This window comes from Porphyromonas cangingivalis (genome assembly GCF_900638305.1).
GTDB classification, from domain to species: domain Bacteria; phylum Bacteroidota; class Bacteroidia; order Bacteroidales; family Porphyromonadaceae; genus Porphyromonas_A; species Porphyromonas_A cangingivalis.
On sequence record NZ_LR134506.1, the window covers coordinates 2,251,105 to 2,267,064 of the forward strand.

At 47.9% G+C, this 15,960-nt stretch carries 15 protein-coding genes, 2 tRNA genes and 1 pseudogene; 10 read left to right on the plus strand and 8 right to left on the minus strand.

Going from position 1 to position 15,960, the window contains the following annotated elements:
- Nucleotides 1-63: 63 nt before the first annotated feature.
- From EL262_RS10285 to EL262_RS09405, 3 genes and pseudogenes are all read left to right on the plus strand, one after another.
- A pseudogene (locus EL262_RS10285) lies at nucleotides 64-198 on the plus strand (IS30 family transposase); the annotation flags it as partial.
- A gap of 131 nt (nucleotides 199-329) precedes the next feature.
- A tRNA-Gly gene (locus tag EL262_RS09400) sits at nucleotides 330-402 on the plus strand.
- A gap of 20 nt (nucleotides 403-422) precedes the next feature.
- Nucleotides 423-507, plus strand: a tRNA-Leu gene (locus tag EL262_RS09405).
- 185 nt (nucleotides 508-692) lie between these two features.
- On the opposite strand, the gene EL262_RS09410 is transcribed toward EL262_RS09405, so the two are convergent.
- Nucleotides 693-1,700 (minus strand): S24 family peptidase, encoded by a 1,008-nt coding sequence (locus EL262_RS09410; RefSeq protein ID WP_051522628.1) that lies wholly within the window; start codon nucleotides 1,698-1,700, stop codon nucleotides 693-695.
- A gap of 116 nt (nucleotides 1,701-1,816) precedes the next feature.
- On the opposite strand from EL262_RS09410, the gene EL262_RS09415 reads away from it, so the two are divergent.
- Nucleotides 1,817-2,986: a GIN domain-containing protein gene (locus EL262_RS09415; RefSeq protein ID WP_078735522.1), complete on the plus strand. Its 1,170-nt coding sequence runs from the start codon at nucleotides 1,817-1,819 to the stop codon at nucleotides 2,984-2,986.
- Between the two features lie 164 nt (nucleotides 2,987-3,150).
- On the plus strand, nucleotides 3,151-4,479 hold the full coding sequence (locus tag EL262_RS09420) for a bifunctional folylpolyglutamate synthase/dihydrofolate synthase (RefSeq protein WP_025836963.1): 1,329 nt from the start codon (nucleotides 3,151-3,153) through the stop codon (nucleotides 4,477-4,479).
- A gap of 797 nt (nucleotides 4,480-5,276) precedes the next feature.
- On the opposite strand, the gene EL262_RS09430 is transcribed toward EL262_RS09420, so the two are convergent.
- The 5 genes from EL262_RS09430 to EL262_RS09450 all read right to left on the minus strand — a co-directional run bounded on the left by EL262_RS09430 (nucleotide 5,277) and on the right by EL262_RS09450 (nucleotide 7,693).
- Nucleotides 5,277-5,891 carry a DNA alkylation repair protein gene (locus EL262_RS09430; RefSeq protein WP_025836964.1) on the minus strand — a complete coding sequence of 205 codons (615 nt, stop codon included), beginning with the start codon at nucleotides 5,889-5,891 and terminating at the stop codon, nucleotides 5,277-5,279.
- Between the two features lie 2 nt (nucleotides 5,892-5,893).
- Nucleotides 5,894-6,337 (minus strand): GNAT family N-acetyltransferase, encoded by a 444-nt coding sequence (locus EL262_RS09435; protein WP_025836965.1) that lies wholly within the window; start codon nucleotides 6,335-6,337, stop codon nucleotides 5,894-5,896.
- 8 nt (nucleotides 6,338-6,345) lie between these two features.
- The gene (locus EL262_RS09440) at nucleotides 6,346-6,819 is read right to left on the minus strand and encodes a MarR family winged helix-turn-helix transcriptional regulator (protein ID WP_025836966.1); all 474 of its coding nucleotides are present in this window, start codon (nucleotides 6,817-6,819) and stop codon (nucleotides 6,346-6,348) included.
- The gene (locus EL262_RS09445) at nucleotides 6,816-7,235 is read right to left on the minus strand and encodes an SRPBCC family protein (protein WP_078735523.1); all 420 of its coding nucleotides are present in this window, start codon (nucleotides 7,233-7,235) and stop codon (nucleotides 6,816-6,818) included. The genes EL262_RS09440 and EL262_RS09445 overlap by 4 nt, the downstream gene beginning before the upstream one ends.
- Before the next feature lie 170 nt (nucleotides 7,236-7,405).
- Nucleotides 7,406-7,693, minus strand: a complete 288-nt coding sequence (locus tag EL262_RS09450) for a helix-turn-helix domain-containing protein (RefSeq protein WP_078735537.1) — start codon at nucleotides 7,691-7,693, stop codon at nucleotides 7,406-7,408.
- Between the two features lie 320 nt (nucleotides 7,694-8,013).
- Here EL262_RS09450 and EL262_RS09455 point away from each other — a divergent pair, with 320 nt between their 5' ends.
- From EL262_RS09455 to EL262_RS09475, 5 genes are read left to right on the plus strand one after another with little or no spacing between them, the layout of a single operon-like run.
- A complete protein-coding gene (locus EL262_RS09455) occupies nucleotides 8,014-8,679 on the plus strand; it encodes an ABC transporter ATP-binding protein (protein ID WP_036844504.1) in 666 nt (221 codons plus the stop codon).
- Between the two features lie 12 nt (nucleotides 8,680-8,691).
- Nucleotides 8,692-9,957 (plus strand): ABC transporter permease, encoded by a 1,266-nt coding sequence (locus EL262_RS09460; RefSeq protein ID WP_025836967.1) that lies wholly within the window; start codon nucleotides 8,692-8,694, stop codon nucleotides 9,955-9,957.
- Between the two features lie 18 nt (nucleotides 9,958-9,975).
- On the plus strand, nucleotides 9,976-11,256 hold the full coding sequence (locus EL262_RS09465; protein ID WP_025836968.1) for an ABC transporter permease: 1,281 nt from the start codon (nucleotides 9,976-9,978) through the stop codon (nucleotides 11,254-11,256).
- Between the two features lie 32 nt (nucleotides 11,257-11,288).
- On the plus strand, nucleotides 11,289-12,389 hold the full coding sequence (locus EL262_RS09470; protein WP_025836969.1) for an efflux RND transporter periplasmic adaptor subunit: 1,101 nt from the start codon (nucleotides 11,289-11,291) through the stop codon (nucleotides 12,387-12,389).
- Nucleotides 12,390-12,408: 19 nt separating this feature from the next.
- Complete coding sequence (locus EL262_RS09475; protein WP_159100486.1) at nucleotides 12,409-13,773, plus strand: TolC family protein; 1,365 nt, start codon at nucleotides 12,409-12,411, stop codon at nucleotides 13,771-13,773.
- Between the two features lie 91 nt (nucleotides 13,774-13,864).
- Here EL262_RS09475 and EL262_RS09480 read toward each other — a convergent pair whose 3' ends face one another.
- Together EL262_RS09480 and EL262_RS09485 are read right to left on the minus strand one after the other, a co-directional pair.
- Nucleotides 13,865-15,445 carry a DUF6029 family protein gene (locus EL262_RS09480; RefSeq protein ID WP_078735524.1) on the minus strand — a complete coding sequence of 527 codons (1,581 nt, stop codon included), beginning with the start codon at nucleotides 15,443-15,445 and terminating at the stop codon, nucleotides 13,865-13,867.
- A gap of 35 nt (nucleotides 15,446-15,480) precedes the next feature.
- On the minus strand, nucleotides 15,481-15,951 hold the full coding sequence (locus EL262_RS09485) for a TlpA family protein disulfide reductase (RefSeq protein WP_025836974.1): 471 nt from the start codon (nucleotides 15,949-15,951) through the stop codon (nucleotides 15,481-15,483).
- Between the last annotated feature and the right edge of the window lie 9 nt (nucleotides 15,952-15,960).

Consider the following 15,960-nt stretch of genomic DNA (forward strand, 5'->3'; position numbering starts at 1 on the left):
GTCACATACTTGTGTGCTTAAGTTCAGATTGGAAGGTTTTGCACTTCCAATGTGAACTTAAGCATCCCTAAAATGGCAAATTTTGATCTCATCTCTCAGAAATAAATCAATGAATACTGTGCCAAAATTAACGCAAGACCAAGAGAAAAACTAAACTTTAAGTCCCCGGTTCAAGTATTCTTCAGCTTATTACCCTAATTTTGCACTTGATACTTGAATCTGCAAGAGAGATTTTTAGAGATAAGCCCTTGTGAAAGCAAAATAATTATTTTACCTTTGTACTCGCATTCGAAAGTCTTCTATTCACAGACATCAATGCCATAGCAAATGCGGAAGTAGCTCAGTTGGTAGAGCATAACCTTGCCAAGGTTAGGGTCGCGGGTTCGAATCCCGTCTTCCGCTCTTTTTCAGTTCTACAAAGAGCCCGGATGGTGGAATGGTAGACACGAAGGACTTAAAATCCTTTGGCCAGTAATGGCTGTGCGGGTTCGAGTCCCGCTCCGGGTACAAGTAGAAGATTGTAGATGAACTCCCATTCCGATCAGAGGAATGAGGGGTCTTTTTTTTGTCCATACACTCAAGGTCTTCAATCCCTCTTGGTGTGCTCTCACTAAGAGGTTCTTTCCCTAACAGCTGAGTGATAATAGTGACTTGTGCAACTTTTCAGATACGGAGCTGCACAACATAGGGGATTACCACCGCAGACTGCGTCGGGTGAGTTCGATCACGTTGTATATCGCCTGGATCTCCTCCATGTGGATGGTGATGTCTGCATAGTCGGGGTTGAGAGAGCGTAGGAGAAGAGTCCCCTCTTCGGGATCATGCTCGGCAATACTCTTGATGATGATCCCCTCGGTCCTGGTGACAAAGATGAAGTATCTCCAGGCATTTTTGTGTAGTTTGTACTGCCAATAGAGCTGTGGGATCATACGAGCAAGGACGATGTCTCCATCAGAGAGGGAGAATGGGGTCCCGTCATCCATCGATGCTCCTTTGACCTTGAAGAGGGCATATTTACCCTGATAGTCACGATCGACAGGGATGCGCACCATCCGTTCATCCTCGTCCGGATCATAATCGGAGAAGTTGGTCAAGGTGCCGGCTGCCGCAGGATCGGAGATGAGAGGGAATGCTTTCTCTTCGTATTCGTCGTAGAAGGCTACAGTATCTTCTTGTTTCGATTTTGGGATGATCCTTGTCATAAGGACTTCACCACGACCGTTGAAGAGCCAGTCGCGGTTGTACTTGGGGAAGTGATTGAGGATGCGTTCGAGCGTCTCATCTTGGGGGCGTGTGTGGAGCTTGACGATGCGGTAAAGCGTTGTGTTGTTGGGATAACCGAGGAGAGCACTCATCTTTGTATACGTCAGGCCTTCGAGATCGAGTAAGTGTTTGACCCTCTGCCAACGCTCCGGAAACGGAGAGGCGGCTGCGTGCCCTGTCGGCAGTAGCATCTCACCTTCCCCCGTAAGTATCCATTGCTCTGAAAATGTGAAGGGATAAGCACTGCAAAATGTGGAAATGAACTTCGGCGAAATGAAGTCCGAAGCCTTGCTGAACGCAACACGTACAGACACCGGTGGTATCCCCATGGCTACCCCCAGATCCGAGTAAGAGCCTGCGAGCTTTTGTTTTTTGAGGTGCTTATAGCACGCTGCAAGCCTTCTTTTTCGTCCAAGTATTTCCTTACGATCTGCCATCAACAAGTCATTTGTCGCAAAGATACTTATTTACTCTTTTTGTTTCCCAAAAAATAATACTAACTTTAGGCGAATAGTTAATTGATGTTTTATTCTTGTAAAAAAATAAACATGTCATGAAGCCCATCCATTCTCTACTCCTTGGTTTTGTCGCGACACTCCTTTTTGTATCCATTGCCTATGCCATACAGAGACGACCTCAGATCTTCGGTCGGGAGACATCTGAGGCGATCATCAAGCGCGAACTGTCTGTGCCTGTTGCCGACATCCAAGTAGCCTTTCCGATGGAGATTACGGTAGTGTCTTCCGACAAAAATCTTTTGGAGATAAGGGGGACGAAAAGTGACCTCGACAAGATATCTGTCTCTGTGACAAAGGAGGAGCTACGCATCAAACAGAGTTCGTTCAGCTGGAGGATCCTCAAGGTGCGCAAGAGGGTACGTGCCGTTTTATATACGACCGATCCCGATAGGATAGAAGCTGTGGAGCTCTCTTCGGCTTCCGGTATGAGCATTGAGCCACGTATCATGGTACGCCGGTTCGAACTCGAAGGTTCGGGTGCTTCGTCCTTCACCGCAGACATCGAAGCCTATGACGTATCCTTGGATTTGAGTGGTGCCAGCTCTGCTCGTATCAAGGGGAATGCAGAGACTATCGATGCAGACCTCTCTGGGGCTTCGGAATTGCAGTATCAGGGGAGGTGTGATGTCTGCATCTTGGATGTTTCGGGGGCTTCGACATTCAAGGGACGTGACCTCATTGTCGAGCTTGTGGAAGGCGAAATCTCCGGAGCTTCGGATGTCGTCATCGGTGCAAAGACCTACGGAAAGATCGCTGTCACGGGAGCTTCGGATCTGGAGAGCCCCAAAGATGCCGACAGAAGCGACAAAGGCATATCGAGTGAGATCTCTGTGTCAGGAGGCTCTTCATTTTCCGGATCCAGTTTTGCTCCTCAAGGTAAGGTCAAAATCAGTGGCTCAAGCAACGTGAAGCTATACGCCGTCTTTGGCCATGCTGACATTTCTGTCACGGGAGCTTCGGATCTCAAGATCTATGGCGGTTGCGACTTTTTCAAGGCGAAAGTCTCCGGCAGTTCCGAGTGTGATGCAAAATCCTTTGCCACCAGAAGTGCAGAGGTCGAAGTCTCCTCATCAAGTGAAGCCATCGTCAATGTCTCGGACTATCTCAAGGCTGATGTGGGTTCGTTGGGTTTGCTTGAGCACGTGGGAGAGCCACGACAAAAGAGCTTTGTGTCCAACTGTAACGACCGTGTCCGCAGACGATAAGATCATCATATAATCTCTTCAGAGATAAAAACCCGAAGATGAACAACCCGACGTTGTTCATCTTCGGGTTTTTTGTTTGTTCCAAGGCTGAATAATAATGGTATCTTTGTACGTCGATTGCTATAAGATCGGCAAGAGACTTTATCTTCAAAACACCATCGGACATGACATCTTACGAGGCTACGATAGACTATTTGTTCAACGCTTTACCTGTGTTTCAACATCAAGGTGGAAGTGCCTACAAGCCCGGGTTGGAGCGCGTCGACGAACTCCTTTCGCTCTGTGGCAATCCACACAAGAAGCTCAAGACCATACACATCGCCGGGACGAACGGCAAAGGCTCGAGTTCACACATGCTCGCTTCTATCTTACAGAGTGCCGGATATCGTGTGGGGCTCTTCACCTCACCTCACCTCATAGACTTCAGAGAACGCATCCGTATCGACGGAGAGATGATCCCCGAGCAGTATGTCATAGACTTCGTCGAGGACATCCGTCCTCGCATCCCCGAGGGACTCCAGCCTTCTTTCTTCGAGCTGACGACAGCGATGGCATTCAGTTACTTTGCCCGGGTCGGCACCGACATCGCCGTGATAGAGGTCGGCATGGGCGGACGCCTTGACAGCACCAACGTCATCAGTCCGCTCCTCAGTGTCATCACAAACGTGAGCGTCGATCACGCAGCCTTCTTGGGCGGTACGCTCGAAGCCATAGCCACCGAGAAGGCAGGCATCATCAAGCCACAAACACCGGTCATCCTCGGACGTAGTGTGGAGCACGAGGTCTATGATGTGGTGGCAAAGACCGCTCATGCCCACAAGGCACCCCTTACCATCGCCGATCAGAGTAGCGAAGTGACCGATGTCCGACCTGCCGGGGATGGCAGTCAAGATCTTGACACCCTGCACTTCGGTATCATTCGCCAGCCACTCGGTGGGGCTTATCAGGTCGAAAATACCACTACCGTCCTCTGCGCTTGTCTCCGACTTGCCGAGCTCGGTCTTTCCATCACTCCGACCCACGTGAGAGAAGGGATCCACTCTGTCGCCCGCACCGGACTCAAAGGTCGTCTGCAAGTCGTCCGAGACACAGCACCAAGGATCATCCTCGACACCGGACACAATCCCGGAGCTTGGATTTATCTCTCTCGCCAACTGAAAGAGTGGGCCTCTCAAGCTCCCCTCCTTTGTGTCCTGGGCATGGCCGGAGATAAGGATGTCTCCGAAGTCTTGACCCTTCTCCCCAAGACCAATACCCATTATATATGTTGTAAGGCGAAGGGAGAGCGCTCCATGCCGGCCGAAAAGCTCTTAAAGATCATGCAGGACAAGGGCTTCGAGCACTGTGAGTGCATCCCCTCCATAGCCCGAGCCTATGATACTGCTGTGGAGCGATGTGTGTCCGAGGGCATCCCGACACTCTTCATCGGGGGGAGCAACTTCGTTATCGGCGAGCTCCTTTCCGAACGCACCTTCGAAGGTCTTGTCCCATAATATCTATAGGGGAGACACGCCGCCATCTTTACGCTCTGATCGAAAGTCGTTTTTCACCTGTTCAGAGCTTCTTATCCATACTCAAACCGCCTCGTCGAGATTTTGATTTCTGACGAGGCGGTTTGGATTTTTTACCGCTGAGTGCGTCGGTCTGTCGCTTCAAATTTGAGTCAAAGGTTCTTCGATATCAAGTCGTAAGATTCGATGAAACAAGTCTTACGACTTTCGTCATCGAATCCTACGACTTTTTTTCTACCCATGACTCTGGCTCTCTGTAAGCGTCTCCAAAGGCTCGATTTCTTTTGATCCGTATGTTTGATTGTTTTAGACGACCGGAACTATTGGAGGAAAGGGTGTTAAGGAGAATATTGAGGGTAAGTGAATGTAAATGAGAGGTTTTTTCACTATGTTTCGGAGGTTTGCATTGAGGAATAGAGTGCAAAATGCATGGATTTCTGCAGAAGTTCCGTTACCAAATCGTTAGTCCATTTCTCAGAATGGTAACGAAGAGGTAGAAGTAAGGTAACTGACAGAAGACTATTCGGTAACTCATCTTTCCGCAATTACGTTACTGATGCTTTGTGACACAATCTTTTGCGTAGCTGAGAACGCTTTGTCTCGTCCTAAATAAGTGTAACGCTTATTTAGGACGAGACAGATCTTTCAGTCCTTGTTCTATGGTATCAATGCGCAAGTAAACCGCTCCAAACTCTTTTGAGACAAACCTCGCAAGTGTGGATTTCTCAACCGCTGGTAGTCCAGAAAAAATAAAAGAATGCCCTTGCCCATTGTAATATTTATTTTAGCAATTTCGCTGCAAGTTTGTAGGTGAACAGGATTCGGGGATTGGACAAATCCCATTGTTGCACTTCCTGTCGTATCAATTCTGAATGTTTCTTGCTCATATCCCTTAAAGCGTTTCCAACAGATTTCCGAAGATACTCGCTCTCATGTGCTTTGTGCTTACTGATTAGAGCAATAGCCACAGATGGATTTTCCTTGAAGTGTGGGCGACTTGTCCAAATTCTCAACCCCTCCGTTACAGCACGGATAACATTCGGATTATTATCATTCATCCATTCTTCAATGAGAGGTAAAGAAGCTTCATACCCTCTGTGTTTGCAAACTTCGTCAAATGCCTTTGCAAGCATTTCCTGTACACGCCAATTCTCATCGGTGCTTACTTGCTCTTTCAGAAAACAAAGTGCGTTATTATCTTCTGTTGCCAATTTGCCCAATATAGTTGTTGCCAACATTCGGGCTTGATAGGCTTCATGTTCAAACAACGTGAGTGCAAGTTCAAAACATTGTTTTTCTGAATATGCAGAAAGGATTTCATTTGCTCCGTCAAGGATATGCTGAAATCCATGTTCAATTTGCTGTATTTTGTTCAAGATATTGTCTATTTCCATTGTCATAAATCCTTTCTAAGGTAAATCATATCTACGAGTTGTATATCTCCTTCGAAAATTGGATGGTCGTAATTGTCAGTGAAGAAATTCTCTATCCGATGAGACTTTTCAAACCCACAGTTTTCATAAAACGATAGGATTGCAGGAACTTCACCAGTACCGACAAGCATTGCCTCATAGTCTTTTTTGTAGAAATCGGAGATGTAATCTATCAATCTTCTACCGTAACCTTTACCCCGATATTGTTCGTATGTCGCTATGTTCTTCAATTCACAGGTGTCACTGCTTACAGGCACCACTACGCAAATGCCTTTCAAGTCATCATCGTATAAGGCAAACAGGTCTCCTCTCGACAAATACTTGTCAATCATATTTTCCTGTTCATCCGCTAACAGCAATAAATCAAGAAATTGTTTCTTGTTTTTGGCGACTCGTTCTATTTTCATGATGTCTGTCACGTTGAGGAACGATCTATGTCATTCTTGATTAGCTTACACATACTTTCGTTGAAACTTTCTCGCTCGGTGTGGAGAACCCCAAAGAACTCTCTATCTGTTTGCTCCACTGCAACCACTGCTCTTTGCACAAGGTCTAAGGCTTTTCGAGTGAGGGTTATTTCTTTGGCTCGTGTATCCGTTCGATGCTCTTTTCTCTCTATCAGTCCTTTTGATTGTAGTGTGCGCAAAACCTTAGAGACCATCATACGATCGGTTTTACTTTGATTTGCAATATCAATCTGTGTTACGATATTACCATTTTGAGAAAGCGAAGCAGCGGTTGCCAATAGCACGAATTGCGTGTGTGTCAAATCCAATAAATCCAATGATTGCTTTATGCGACGCTGCCAAAGTGTTGTAACCTGCCAAAGCAGAAACCCCGAACTATCTTCGGCCTTTTCGGCTCCAAAAACAATGTCTGTCTTATTCATAGTGTCTTGGCTATGTTTATTTGTTTTACAACATCTTTTGGAATTGAAATGAACAGATTTTGGGCAATAAGTTTTACCCATAAGAAACTCAACACTCCTTTTACCGTGATAGTATATGAAATTCTCAACCCATCAGAGGTTTCCTCAAACAAATGCTCGTGATAGATTTTTGCCAAAGGAAAAGAGGAAACCGTGATAAACATTTTTCTCTCTATTATTTCTGAAAGGACAATCTTTATCTTCGGACCTCCCTTAGGTTTCAATAGAATGTGATTACCTTGTTCAAACGATCCATTCAATTGGGCATATTCCACCCCACTATCCCATGTATGCCAGCCATTGACATCAGCAAATAGCTTCCACATTTGTTCTCTTGTAACTTCGTTCGTTGTAATAGAATACGTTTTTGACCACATATTTTAATTGTCTTATGTTCTGAAAGTTTCAGGAAATGAATGAACCGAAAATCGACGTTTCGCATCCCTATTCTTTCTATCTTCATGTGAGAAATTGTTTTGTTGCCACAAAGATAATATATACGACAACAATAATCAAAGAATAGAGAGCAATTTTGTCATAAAGAGTTTTATCTCCGATAGTTCTCTTGCAGTAGTCGGTTGATGTCTGAGAGGCGATAGAGTATTTTCCCTGCGATTTGGGCGTAGAGAATAATGCCCTTGTCCCGATAGTCTTGCAAGGTACGAGGACTAACGAAAAGGTGTTCGCATACCTCTCGCCCCGTAAGATAGATTTCTCCCCCGAACAGCGGACGGTGCGTTTGGGCAATCTCCCTAATACGTTTGCTTACTTCTTGAATACCCGAAATGAGTTGTTTCATTTCGGGTGTTTCTTTATTTACGATTTCATGTCCCATAGTCATTGTGTTCCTCCCAAGCGGAGGTGTCGATGGCGATAAATCTCATATCAATATCGGTTTAATTGTGATTTTTACTTTGTTCGGTGCAAATGTACGCAGGCGAAATCTTTGTTTTCAGCCCCGATGAAAGCAAGGGAAACAGCAGGAAGTCGCAGGCAAATATTATAAGTAAAACCGATCTGTTTTCTGAAGGGATTCCGTGCCTTTTTTCTCTGTCCATCCGAACTCCTTCTTGAGGAGCTCAATTTTGCCTTCATTTTTTATCTGTTTTTACAATAAAGTTCTATATTTGTGACATTACGTCAGACCTAAGATTTATGATACGACTTAAAGGAATACACAAAACATATAAGGGAGCACAGCCCCTGCACGTCCTCCGGGGGATCGATCTCGAGATCGCAGAGGGTGAGATGGTCGCCATCATGGGAGCGAGTGGCTCGGGTAAGAGTACCCTCCTCAATGTCTTGGGCATCCTCGATACCTACGATGAGGGAGAATATATCCTCAATGGGCGGATGATAAGGGATCTCAATGAGGATCAGGCAGCTGATGTCCGAAGTCAGGAGATCGGTTTTGTGTTTCAGTCATTCAATCTTATTGCGTTCAAGACCGCGAAGGAGAATGTCGCCCTACCTCTTTTTTATCAGGGTATCGGTCACAAGGAGCGTAGCCGAAGAGCCATGGAGCTCCTCGAGGAGGTAGGTCTTGCCGAATGGAGTCACCACTTGCCCGGGGAGATGAGTGGAGGACAGAAGCAACGTGTAGCCATCGCTCGTGCGTTGATCGCGGATCCTTCCATCATCCTTGCCGATGAACCCACCGGAGCACTCGACAGTAAGACGACCGTGGAGGTCATGGCACTGCTCCGGAGCGTCAATCGACGGGGCAAGACGATCATCATCGTGACCCATGAGGCTTCGGTGGCAGAGGCTTGCGACCGTATCATCTACATCAAGGACGGTCTCATCACTTCACAAAGCTAAGGGAGGAGAGGGATGCTTTTTTCGAGAGAATACATAGAAGAGATCGGACTCACATTGAAGCGAAACAAACTGAGGACTTTCCTCACGGGGTTTGCCGTTGCATGGGGAGTGCTTTTTCTCATCTTGCTCCTTGGTGTGGGGGCCGGGGTGCGCTCAGGCGTCATCTATAATATTAGTCAAAATGCGAGTATCAATGATATAGTCACTGCGTCTCTTTGGTGGACGTCGATGCCTTACAAGGGGCTTGACGAGCAGTCCATATCACTGACTGAATCGGAGTGGCAGCGGATACAAGAGGGTATTCCGGAGATCAAAAAGCTCTATATGAGCAAGGAAGAATGGAGGAGCGTGAGTGCTGATGGGTATTCGTCAACAAGTAGCAAGATCGTTGGTATGAACCCTCGCTATGCCCACGAGATGAAGAAGCAGACAATGCTGTATGGAAGAGCAATCAATGAGATAGACAATCGACTCTTAGAGAAGAATACTGTCTTGAGTAACAATCTGGCCAAGAAGATATTTGGGCGTGAGGATGTCTTGGGAGAGTACTTGACTACCCCATTTGGGAGATTTCTCATTGTGGGGGTTTTTCTGAGCTCCGCCAACTACGAATGCCATATTCCTGAAAGTGTTTACGACAGATTGGCGCCTTCGAAGATCCTGACCTTCAATCGCGTTCATATGTATTGTCCCGATATACGCAGCGATCAGGAGTTGGAGGATCTGCGGATGCGGATCTTTGCGAAGGTAAGATTGATGCGCCCCATCCATCCTGACGATGATCGTGTGGTCTATATCACTTCGACCCTTAGTGAACGTAGGAGCGTAGATAAGGTACTCAATGGCCTTGATCTCTTCCTCTGGGCTATGGGATTGAGTACGCTCCTCATCGGTATTGTCGGTGTATCCAACATCATGCTCGTCACTGTGCGTGAACGCATGCGTGAGATAGGCATCCGCAAAGCTCTTGGTGCCAAGCGTGTGCACATTATCTCCATGATCATGACTGAGAGCGTCATTGTGACATTGGTATCGGGGTTGATAGGACTGGTCGTGGGAGTCGGTGTCCTTGTAGGGATAGAGCAGTTTTTGCTGACAACAGGGATGGGACAGAAGACGATAGAGGGAGAGAGCTTCTTTATATTCAGAGATCCGATCATCCTACCATCAGTGGCCTTCATGACTGTGCTGGTGATGGTCGTCGCCGGCGCGATTGCAGGATTCGTGCCTACTCGTAGGGCTGTGCGAGTGCCCGCAGTAGAAGCAATGAGAGAATAATTCAGACTTGGTAGAGCGATGAATATCTTCGATAGAGAGACTTGGAAAGAAGTGCATCACACCTTGATGAGTAACCGAAAGCGGACCTTCACCACAGCCTTCGGTGTGTTTTGGGGTATCTTTGTACTGGTGATCCTCCTTAGTATCGGCGCAGGAGTCAATAATGCCGTGTCCAGAGAATTACGAGGAATCTCTACCAACATGGGGATGATGGAGACTTCGACCACTGCAAGACCATATAAGGGATTCAAGAAGGGGCGTATTTGGCATATGACCATGAGTGACATAGAGCGCATCAAGGACTTCGACAAGGATATTTTATGTGTGACTCCTGTCACAACATTGAGAGGAGAAAATGGGGAGTATTCGACCTTATATTATGGTACCAAAAAGTCCGAAACCCTTGTGCTGGGCATTATGGGGGATTATACCAAGATCGTGAAGTACAATATACACAGCGGTAGATTTATCACCGAAGCGGATCATCGTAGTCGCCGTCCTGTATGCGCTGTGGGACGTCAGATCGCCAAAACCGTTTTGGGAGGAGAGGAAGAGGCATTGGGCAAAGTGATACGGATCGGTCAGAAACACTATACCGTCATAGGCGTTGTGAGTGACATCAGTCGCTCTGTATCCATTATGGGGGGGCGTGCAGAGACAAATGTCTTCTTGCCTTACTCTGTAGTGGATGCTTTTCAGAAAAATCCGGGGCAGGTGTATACGACATTTTTGTCTGTGAAAGACGGAGCGGAAGTCAGACCGGTATTGGATAAGATCAAGGCCTACCTTTATGCCAAAAACGATATACACCCTGATGACGAAATAGCCCTTGAGACAATAGACATATCAAGTATCTTTCAGTTTTTCAATCTGCTGCTCACCAGTATCACCATACTTATATGGTTTGTGGGGTTCGGTACGATCATCAGTGGTATCGTCGGGGTCAGCAATATCCTCTTGGTCACCGTGAGAGAGCGTACCAGGGAGATCGGAGTACGGAGGGCTTTGGGTGGACATCCACGAGACATCATCGGTCAGATCCTCCTGGAGGGGATATCCATCACTGTACTGTCGGGGCTTACCGGGATTATCTTGGCGACAGGCATCATGAGCCTTGTCGACCTTGTGCTTTCGATGCAAGTGAGTCCGGCGTTCGTGCCGTTGCACAATCCCGTGCTACCGTTTGGTACAGCCATCATTGCTCTGCTGGTCATTATTTTGGGTGGCCTGCTCGGAGGCACTTTGCCGGCTATCAGAGCTGTCAATATTAAGCCGATAGATGCAATCAGGGAAGAATAAATGATAATTATAACTACACAAGAGAGAGTCGTATGAAAAAGTTTTTCAGGTATTTCGGATGGGGGCTTTTTGGGCTGCTGGTGATCTTGACCTTTGTCTATCTATTCAACAAGTCCAAGAGACCCGAAGTAGAGTACAATATCTTCGAGGTCGAGAAGGTCGATGCGATAGAGAAGATGAGTGTCATCAGCGGAAGCATAGCTCCGAGGGACGAAGTGTCGATCGTCCCACAGATTGCAGGTATCGTCGAAGAAATACTCTGCAAGCCCGGTCAGCACATCAAAGCCGGAGATGTCATTGCCCGTATCGCTGTCATACCCGGTACGATGGAGCTCAGTCAGGCTCAGTCGAGCCTGGAGCAAGCACAGCTGGAGTTCGACAATATCTCTGAAAGATACCAGAGAGACAAGGCTTTGTTTGAACAAAAGGTCATTCCCCAAGAAGAGTACGAAGCATCCAAACTCAATTATGACAAAGGGAAGAACCAAGTAGAGAACGCCAAGGATGCACTCAACATCATACGCACCGGTCGTGGTCGTCATGATACCAAGACCTCTACTACCCTTGTCAGAGCCACCGTCAGTGGTGTCATCCTTGATATCCCTGTACGTGTGGGACATTCAGTGATACAGGCCAATTCGTTTAATGCCGGTACGACCATCGCTACCATTGCCAACATGAAGGATCTCCTCTTCAAAGGTAAGATTGACGAGATCGAGGTCGGCAAGATCCGTGAGGGTATGCCTGTCAAGATCATCATCGGAGCCCTCGATCGTCTCACCCTCGATGCGACCATCGAGTACATCTCGCCCAAGGCTGTCCAAGAGGGCGGAAGCAGTCTCTTCACAGTCGAAGCAGCGATCACGCTCGATGACATCAGCAACATCCGTGCGGGTATGAGTGCCAACGCCGAAATCATCACAGGATCGGCTTATGATGTCCTCGCTGTACCCGAGTCTGCCATTATCTTTATCGGTGACTCGGCCTTTGTGGATGTCCTCGAAAGTGAGGAGTCCCTAACCTCTGTACGAAGAGCTGTCGATATAGGTGTCAGCAACGGTCTCAACGTCGAAATCAAGAAAGGCCTCTCAGAGCACGAGTATGTCCGAGGAGGCGAAAAAGTCCTCAAGTAACCTCATCGACACCAACACTATGAAAAGATATCTATTGACCCTCATAACCTTGGCTCCTTTTCTCTGTGGAGAAGTCGCAGGACAAGAGAGACAAACGATCCTTACGCTCGACCAATGCGTGGAGCGAGCTCATCACAAGAGCCTCGTTATACGTCAAGGGCAAGTGGACAGTCTCCTTACACAGGATGCCACACGAAGTTCTCGTTACCGTTTTTTACCCTCTCTTGGAGTTTCTGTGGGACATAGTCTTGATCTTGGGCGTTCGCAGGACAAGATGGGCGTGATGCAAGATCGCTCTTCGACAGGAAGTAGTGTGTCTGTCGGCTTGTCGTACGAGCTCTTCAGCGGACTCAATCGTATTGCCGGAGTCAAGCTTTCGGATCTCGATCACCAAGCTTCCAAAGAGGCTCTACGACAGTCTCGCCAAGAGCTTGCTATCTCTGTGGCTCAGCTCTTTTACAACCTCCTCTACTCACAAGATCTTGTTCGTATCTCACGAGCTCAGGTAGAGCTCACTGCTCAACTCCTCTCCAAAGCTGAAGTCTTTGTCAAAGCCGGAAAGTGGGCCGAGGGCAAGCTTGCCGAGTTACAGACCCAGTATGCACAGGAGCAACTCAACCTCATCGAGGCCGAAAACAACCTCGAGCTCGCTCGCTTTGACCTCATGCAAGCCATCGAGTGGGAAGATACGGCAAGGCCTTTGGAGATAAGGACTTCGGAGATAGACAAACTCCTTGAACAAGCTCGTGTCGCTCTCCTCACAGAAGGTGACTGGACACAGAAGGCCATGACCGTGAGTCCTGCTCTCAAGGTCTCGGATCTTCGTATTCGTAGTGCCGAACAGCGGATTGCCATGGCTCGTGCAGGCTACTTTCCTACTTTAAGTCTTGGCGCAGGCTACAGTAATTCTTACTATTACCTCATCGATGAGCAGTTCAAAAGCATGAATGTCCCCTTTGCAGATCAGCTCCGCAACAACGGTCGCTACTATGTAGGGCTCTCGCTCCAGATACCGATCTTCGATAAGTTTGCCACTCGGTATGCTGTAAGGGCGGCACGCCAGCAGGTGTCGGTGTCAAAGCTCGAACGCGAACGAGCACTCCGCAAACTGGACAAAGAGATGAGACAAGCCTTACTCAACGCCACCACGGCGGAGCGTAAGATTTCTGTAGCTGAGACAGCTCTCAAGCAATCTGAGCTTGCCCTCGACTATGCGCAGAAAGGCTTCGAAGCCGGGCGTATCTCTACGTACGACTATGCCCAAGCCAAGACAAAGCAATTTCTCAGCACGATGGAGGCCTTGCGAGCAAAGTATGACTTCGTGTACAAGGTCCAAGTCCTCAAATACCATACAATGCCCGAGGGTTGGCAGACACTTGATTGACGAAGGCTTAAAAACAAAAAGTAGCGCACTGAGAGTCTCATACTCTCAGTGCGCTACTGTTGTTTCAATATGTCAAGATCCTTTTTGTCTTTCAGAATGTGTACGATAGACTTGCGGTGAGACCTGTGTATTCGGGTACGAAGCGACAGATGCCTCCGACACATTGGATCCCTTCGCGATTGCGACCATAGGAGAGAGACGCACGAAGGCTGTTGTAAGTGTAACTACCTCCCAAGGTGTAGTAGAGCTCTTTGGCTTCGGCAGCATAGCTGTACATCACACTGCCGTAGAAAGAGAGACGAGGTGCCATCCCGACTTCGGCAAGGCCATAGAGCCACCCTTTTTCTTTCATCTCTGTCCTCATGTGCTGGAGCTCGGTACGTAGAGAGTACTTGCGAGAGATGCGCCAAAGGACATCGATGACCTCAGCAAAGGAGCCTCTATTCTGCCCCTCGTACCTTAGTTGTTGGTGGTAGAGCCCTGCATTGATCTCCAATGAGCGCGAAAACTTCTTTCCCACCTCAAGAGCCATCTCGCTCAGCAGGGATTCTCCCCCTTCGCCGAAGAGGGGCATCGTACGCATCGGGTTGCGCCCGAGCGAACGGTAATGCGAGCCGTTGAGAGCCACCTTGAGTGGGTACTTGCCGAGCCACTTTCCTTTGATCGTATAGAAAAGATCAATCTGCCCTCCGATCTCACCCGATAGATTTGCTTGATAAGGATAGAGTCCGGGGAGAGCGTACTTGTGTTGCTTCGTGAGCGAGGGGATATAGTTCATCGGCACATAGATCTCCTTTTGTAAGTTGTCGATGCGGTAGTCCATGTGTTCGATACGTCTGAGCGTCGTCGAGATCCCGAAGTCCGAGTGGGTGTAGTCGGCATTGATCAGAAGAGCATCTCCGCCCTCGTCGAGGTATCTGAGGACATAAGGGGAGAAGCTCTGACTTGCACCTTTTCGGGCGTATTCGACACCAAGGTTGAAGTCCGAAGTCGTAAGCCCTGTACGAAGGCTCCAAAGATGGGTCTTCTGAGGGGATTGGGGTCTGTCGAAAGTCTTGGTGTTGAAGTGCGACAGCCATGAGCCCCCGAGTGTGATGTCATAATCTCGCTCCTTCATCCACAGGTGTGCAATGCTGAGATCTGTATCTCCTCCCATGAGGAAGGCATCGGCATAGGTGAGATAGCGTCGAGGCTGCCCTCCGATGATCTTGATGGTCGCCCAATCCGTGGGGGTGTACTTGATGTTGAGACCTCGGAGCGAATTGTTGATGCCCAGCGAACGCTCTTCGTAAGCACGGAGGATGAGTCCATTGCCGAACTGCTCATAGAAGCTCCCCAGGGTGACATTGAACTTCTCGCCGGAGTAGTTGGCATAGTACTGTGTGAGAGCGTGTCCCTTGAGTTCCTTTTCGTAGCCCAGCATGGGAGGCTCAAATATCTCGTACTGAAGTCCCGCATTGAAGTCCTTGTACGTATATCTGAGGTTGAGGTAGGTATTTATCCCACGGCGTTGGGCCTCGGGATCGGACGGATCTTTCTTGTAGAGAGCACCGTTTGATTCTATCCCTCCTTGTAGCTTACCATAGTCCTTGGGCGTTGGAGATTGGGCAGATAGGGTGCTTGAGGATAGGGCAAAGGTGGTGATAAGGAGTGCTGTGATGAGTTTGTTCATCGTGTCGCTTGATGATCGTTGTTTTGGGGGTGTTTTTACTTCGTGTATTTCAGAGCCTTTTCGATGACTACTTCTTCATCACCGGGAGTGTAACCACTGTGCGAATACACTTGTTTACCCTTATGGAAGATGAACGTATAGGGGACACCGAGGGCGTTGAGACTGTTGTACAACGACTTGTTGGGATCCAAAAATATCTCGAACGGCAGACTTCTTCCTTTGACCAACGATGGTACCTTACTCTTCGATCTGGAGTCGTCGATGGAGATAGAGACGATACGTACCTTGCCGTCCCATTCGTCTTGGATCTCTTTGAATGCCTCCATCTCCATCATGCAAGGCTTGCACCACGTCGCCCAAAATGACACTACGACGGGCATATCACCCTTGATGATCTCGGAGAAGAGGACCTTCTCGCCTTTGAGGTTTTCTACTTGGATGTTCTGTGCCTTTGTGCCCAAAAGGGGAAGAAAGCAAAGGAGTGTAAGGAGTAAAAGCTTTTTCATATCTGATTA

Bases quoted from the DNA above. Each gene is read 5' to 3' on its own strand.
- EL262_RS09410 (WP_051522628.1), bottom strand. From the start codon at position 1,700: ATGGCAGATCGTAAGGAAATACTTGGACGAAAAAGAAGGCTTGCAGCG.
- EL262_RS09415 (WP_078735522.1), top strand. From the start codon at position 1,817: ATGAAGCCCATCCATTCTCTACTCCTTGGTTTTGTCGCGACACTCCTT.
- EL262_RS09420 (WP_025836963.1), top strand. From the start codon at position 3,151: ATGACATCTTACGAGGCTACGATAGACTATTTGTTCAACGCTTTACCT.
- EL262_RS09430 (WP_025836964.1), bottom strand. From the start codon at position 5,891: ATGGAAATAGACAATATCTTGAACAAAATACAGCAAATTGAACATGGA.
- EL262_RS09435 (WP_025836965.1), bottom strand. From the start codon at position 6,337: ATGAAAATAGAACGAGTCGCCAAAAACAAGAAACAATTTCTTGATTTA.
- EL262_RS09440 (WP_025836966.1), bottom strand. From the start codon at position 6,819: ATGAATAAGACAGACATTGTTTTTGGAGCCGAAAAGGCCGAAGATAGT.
- EL262_RS09445 (WP_078735523.1), bottom strand. From the start codon at position 7,235: ATGTGGTCAAAAACGTATTCTATTACAACGAACGAAGTTACAAGAGAA.
- EL262_RS09450 (WP_078735537.1), bottom strand. From the start codon at position 7,693: ATGGGACATGAAATCGTAAATAAAGAAACACCCGAAATGAAACAACTC.
- EL262_RS09455 (WP_036844504.1), top strand. From the start codon at position 8,014: ATGATACGACTTAAAGGAATACACAAAACATATAAGGGAGCACAGCCC.
- EL262_RS09460 (WP_025836967.1), top strand. From the start codon at position 8,692: ATGCTTTTTTCGAGAGAATACATAGAAGAGATCGGACTCACATTGAAG.
- EL262_RS09465 (WP_025836968.1), top strand. From the start codon at position 9,976: ATGAATATCTTCGATAGAGAGACTTGGAAAGAAGTGCATCACACCTTG.
- EL262_RS09470 (WP_025836969.1), top strand. From the start codon at position 11,289: ATGAAAAAGTTTTTCAGGTATTTCGGATGGGGGCTTTTTGGGCTGCTG.
- EL262_RS09475 (WP_159100486.1), top strand. From the start codon at position 12,409: ATGAAAAGATATCTATTGACCCTCATAACCTTGGCTCCTTTTCTCTGT.
- EL262_RS09480 (WP_078735524.1), bottom strand. From the start codon at position 15,445: ATGAACAAACTCATCACAGCACTCCTTATCACCACCTTTGCCCTATCC.
- EL262_RS09485 (WP_025836974.1), bottom strand. From the start codon at position 15,951: ATGAAAAAGCTTTTACTCCTTACACTCCTTTGCTTTCTTCCCCTTTTG.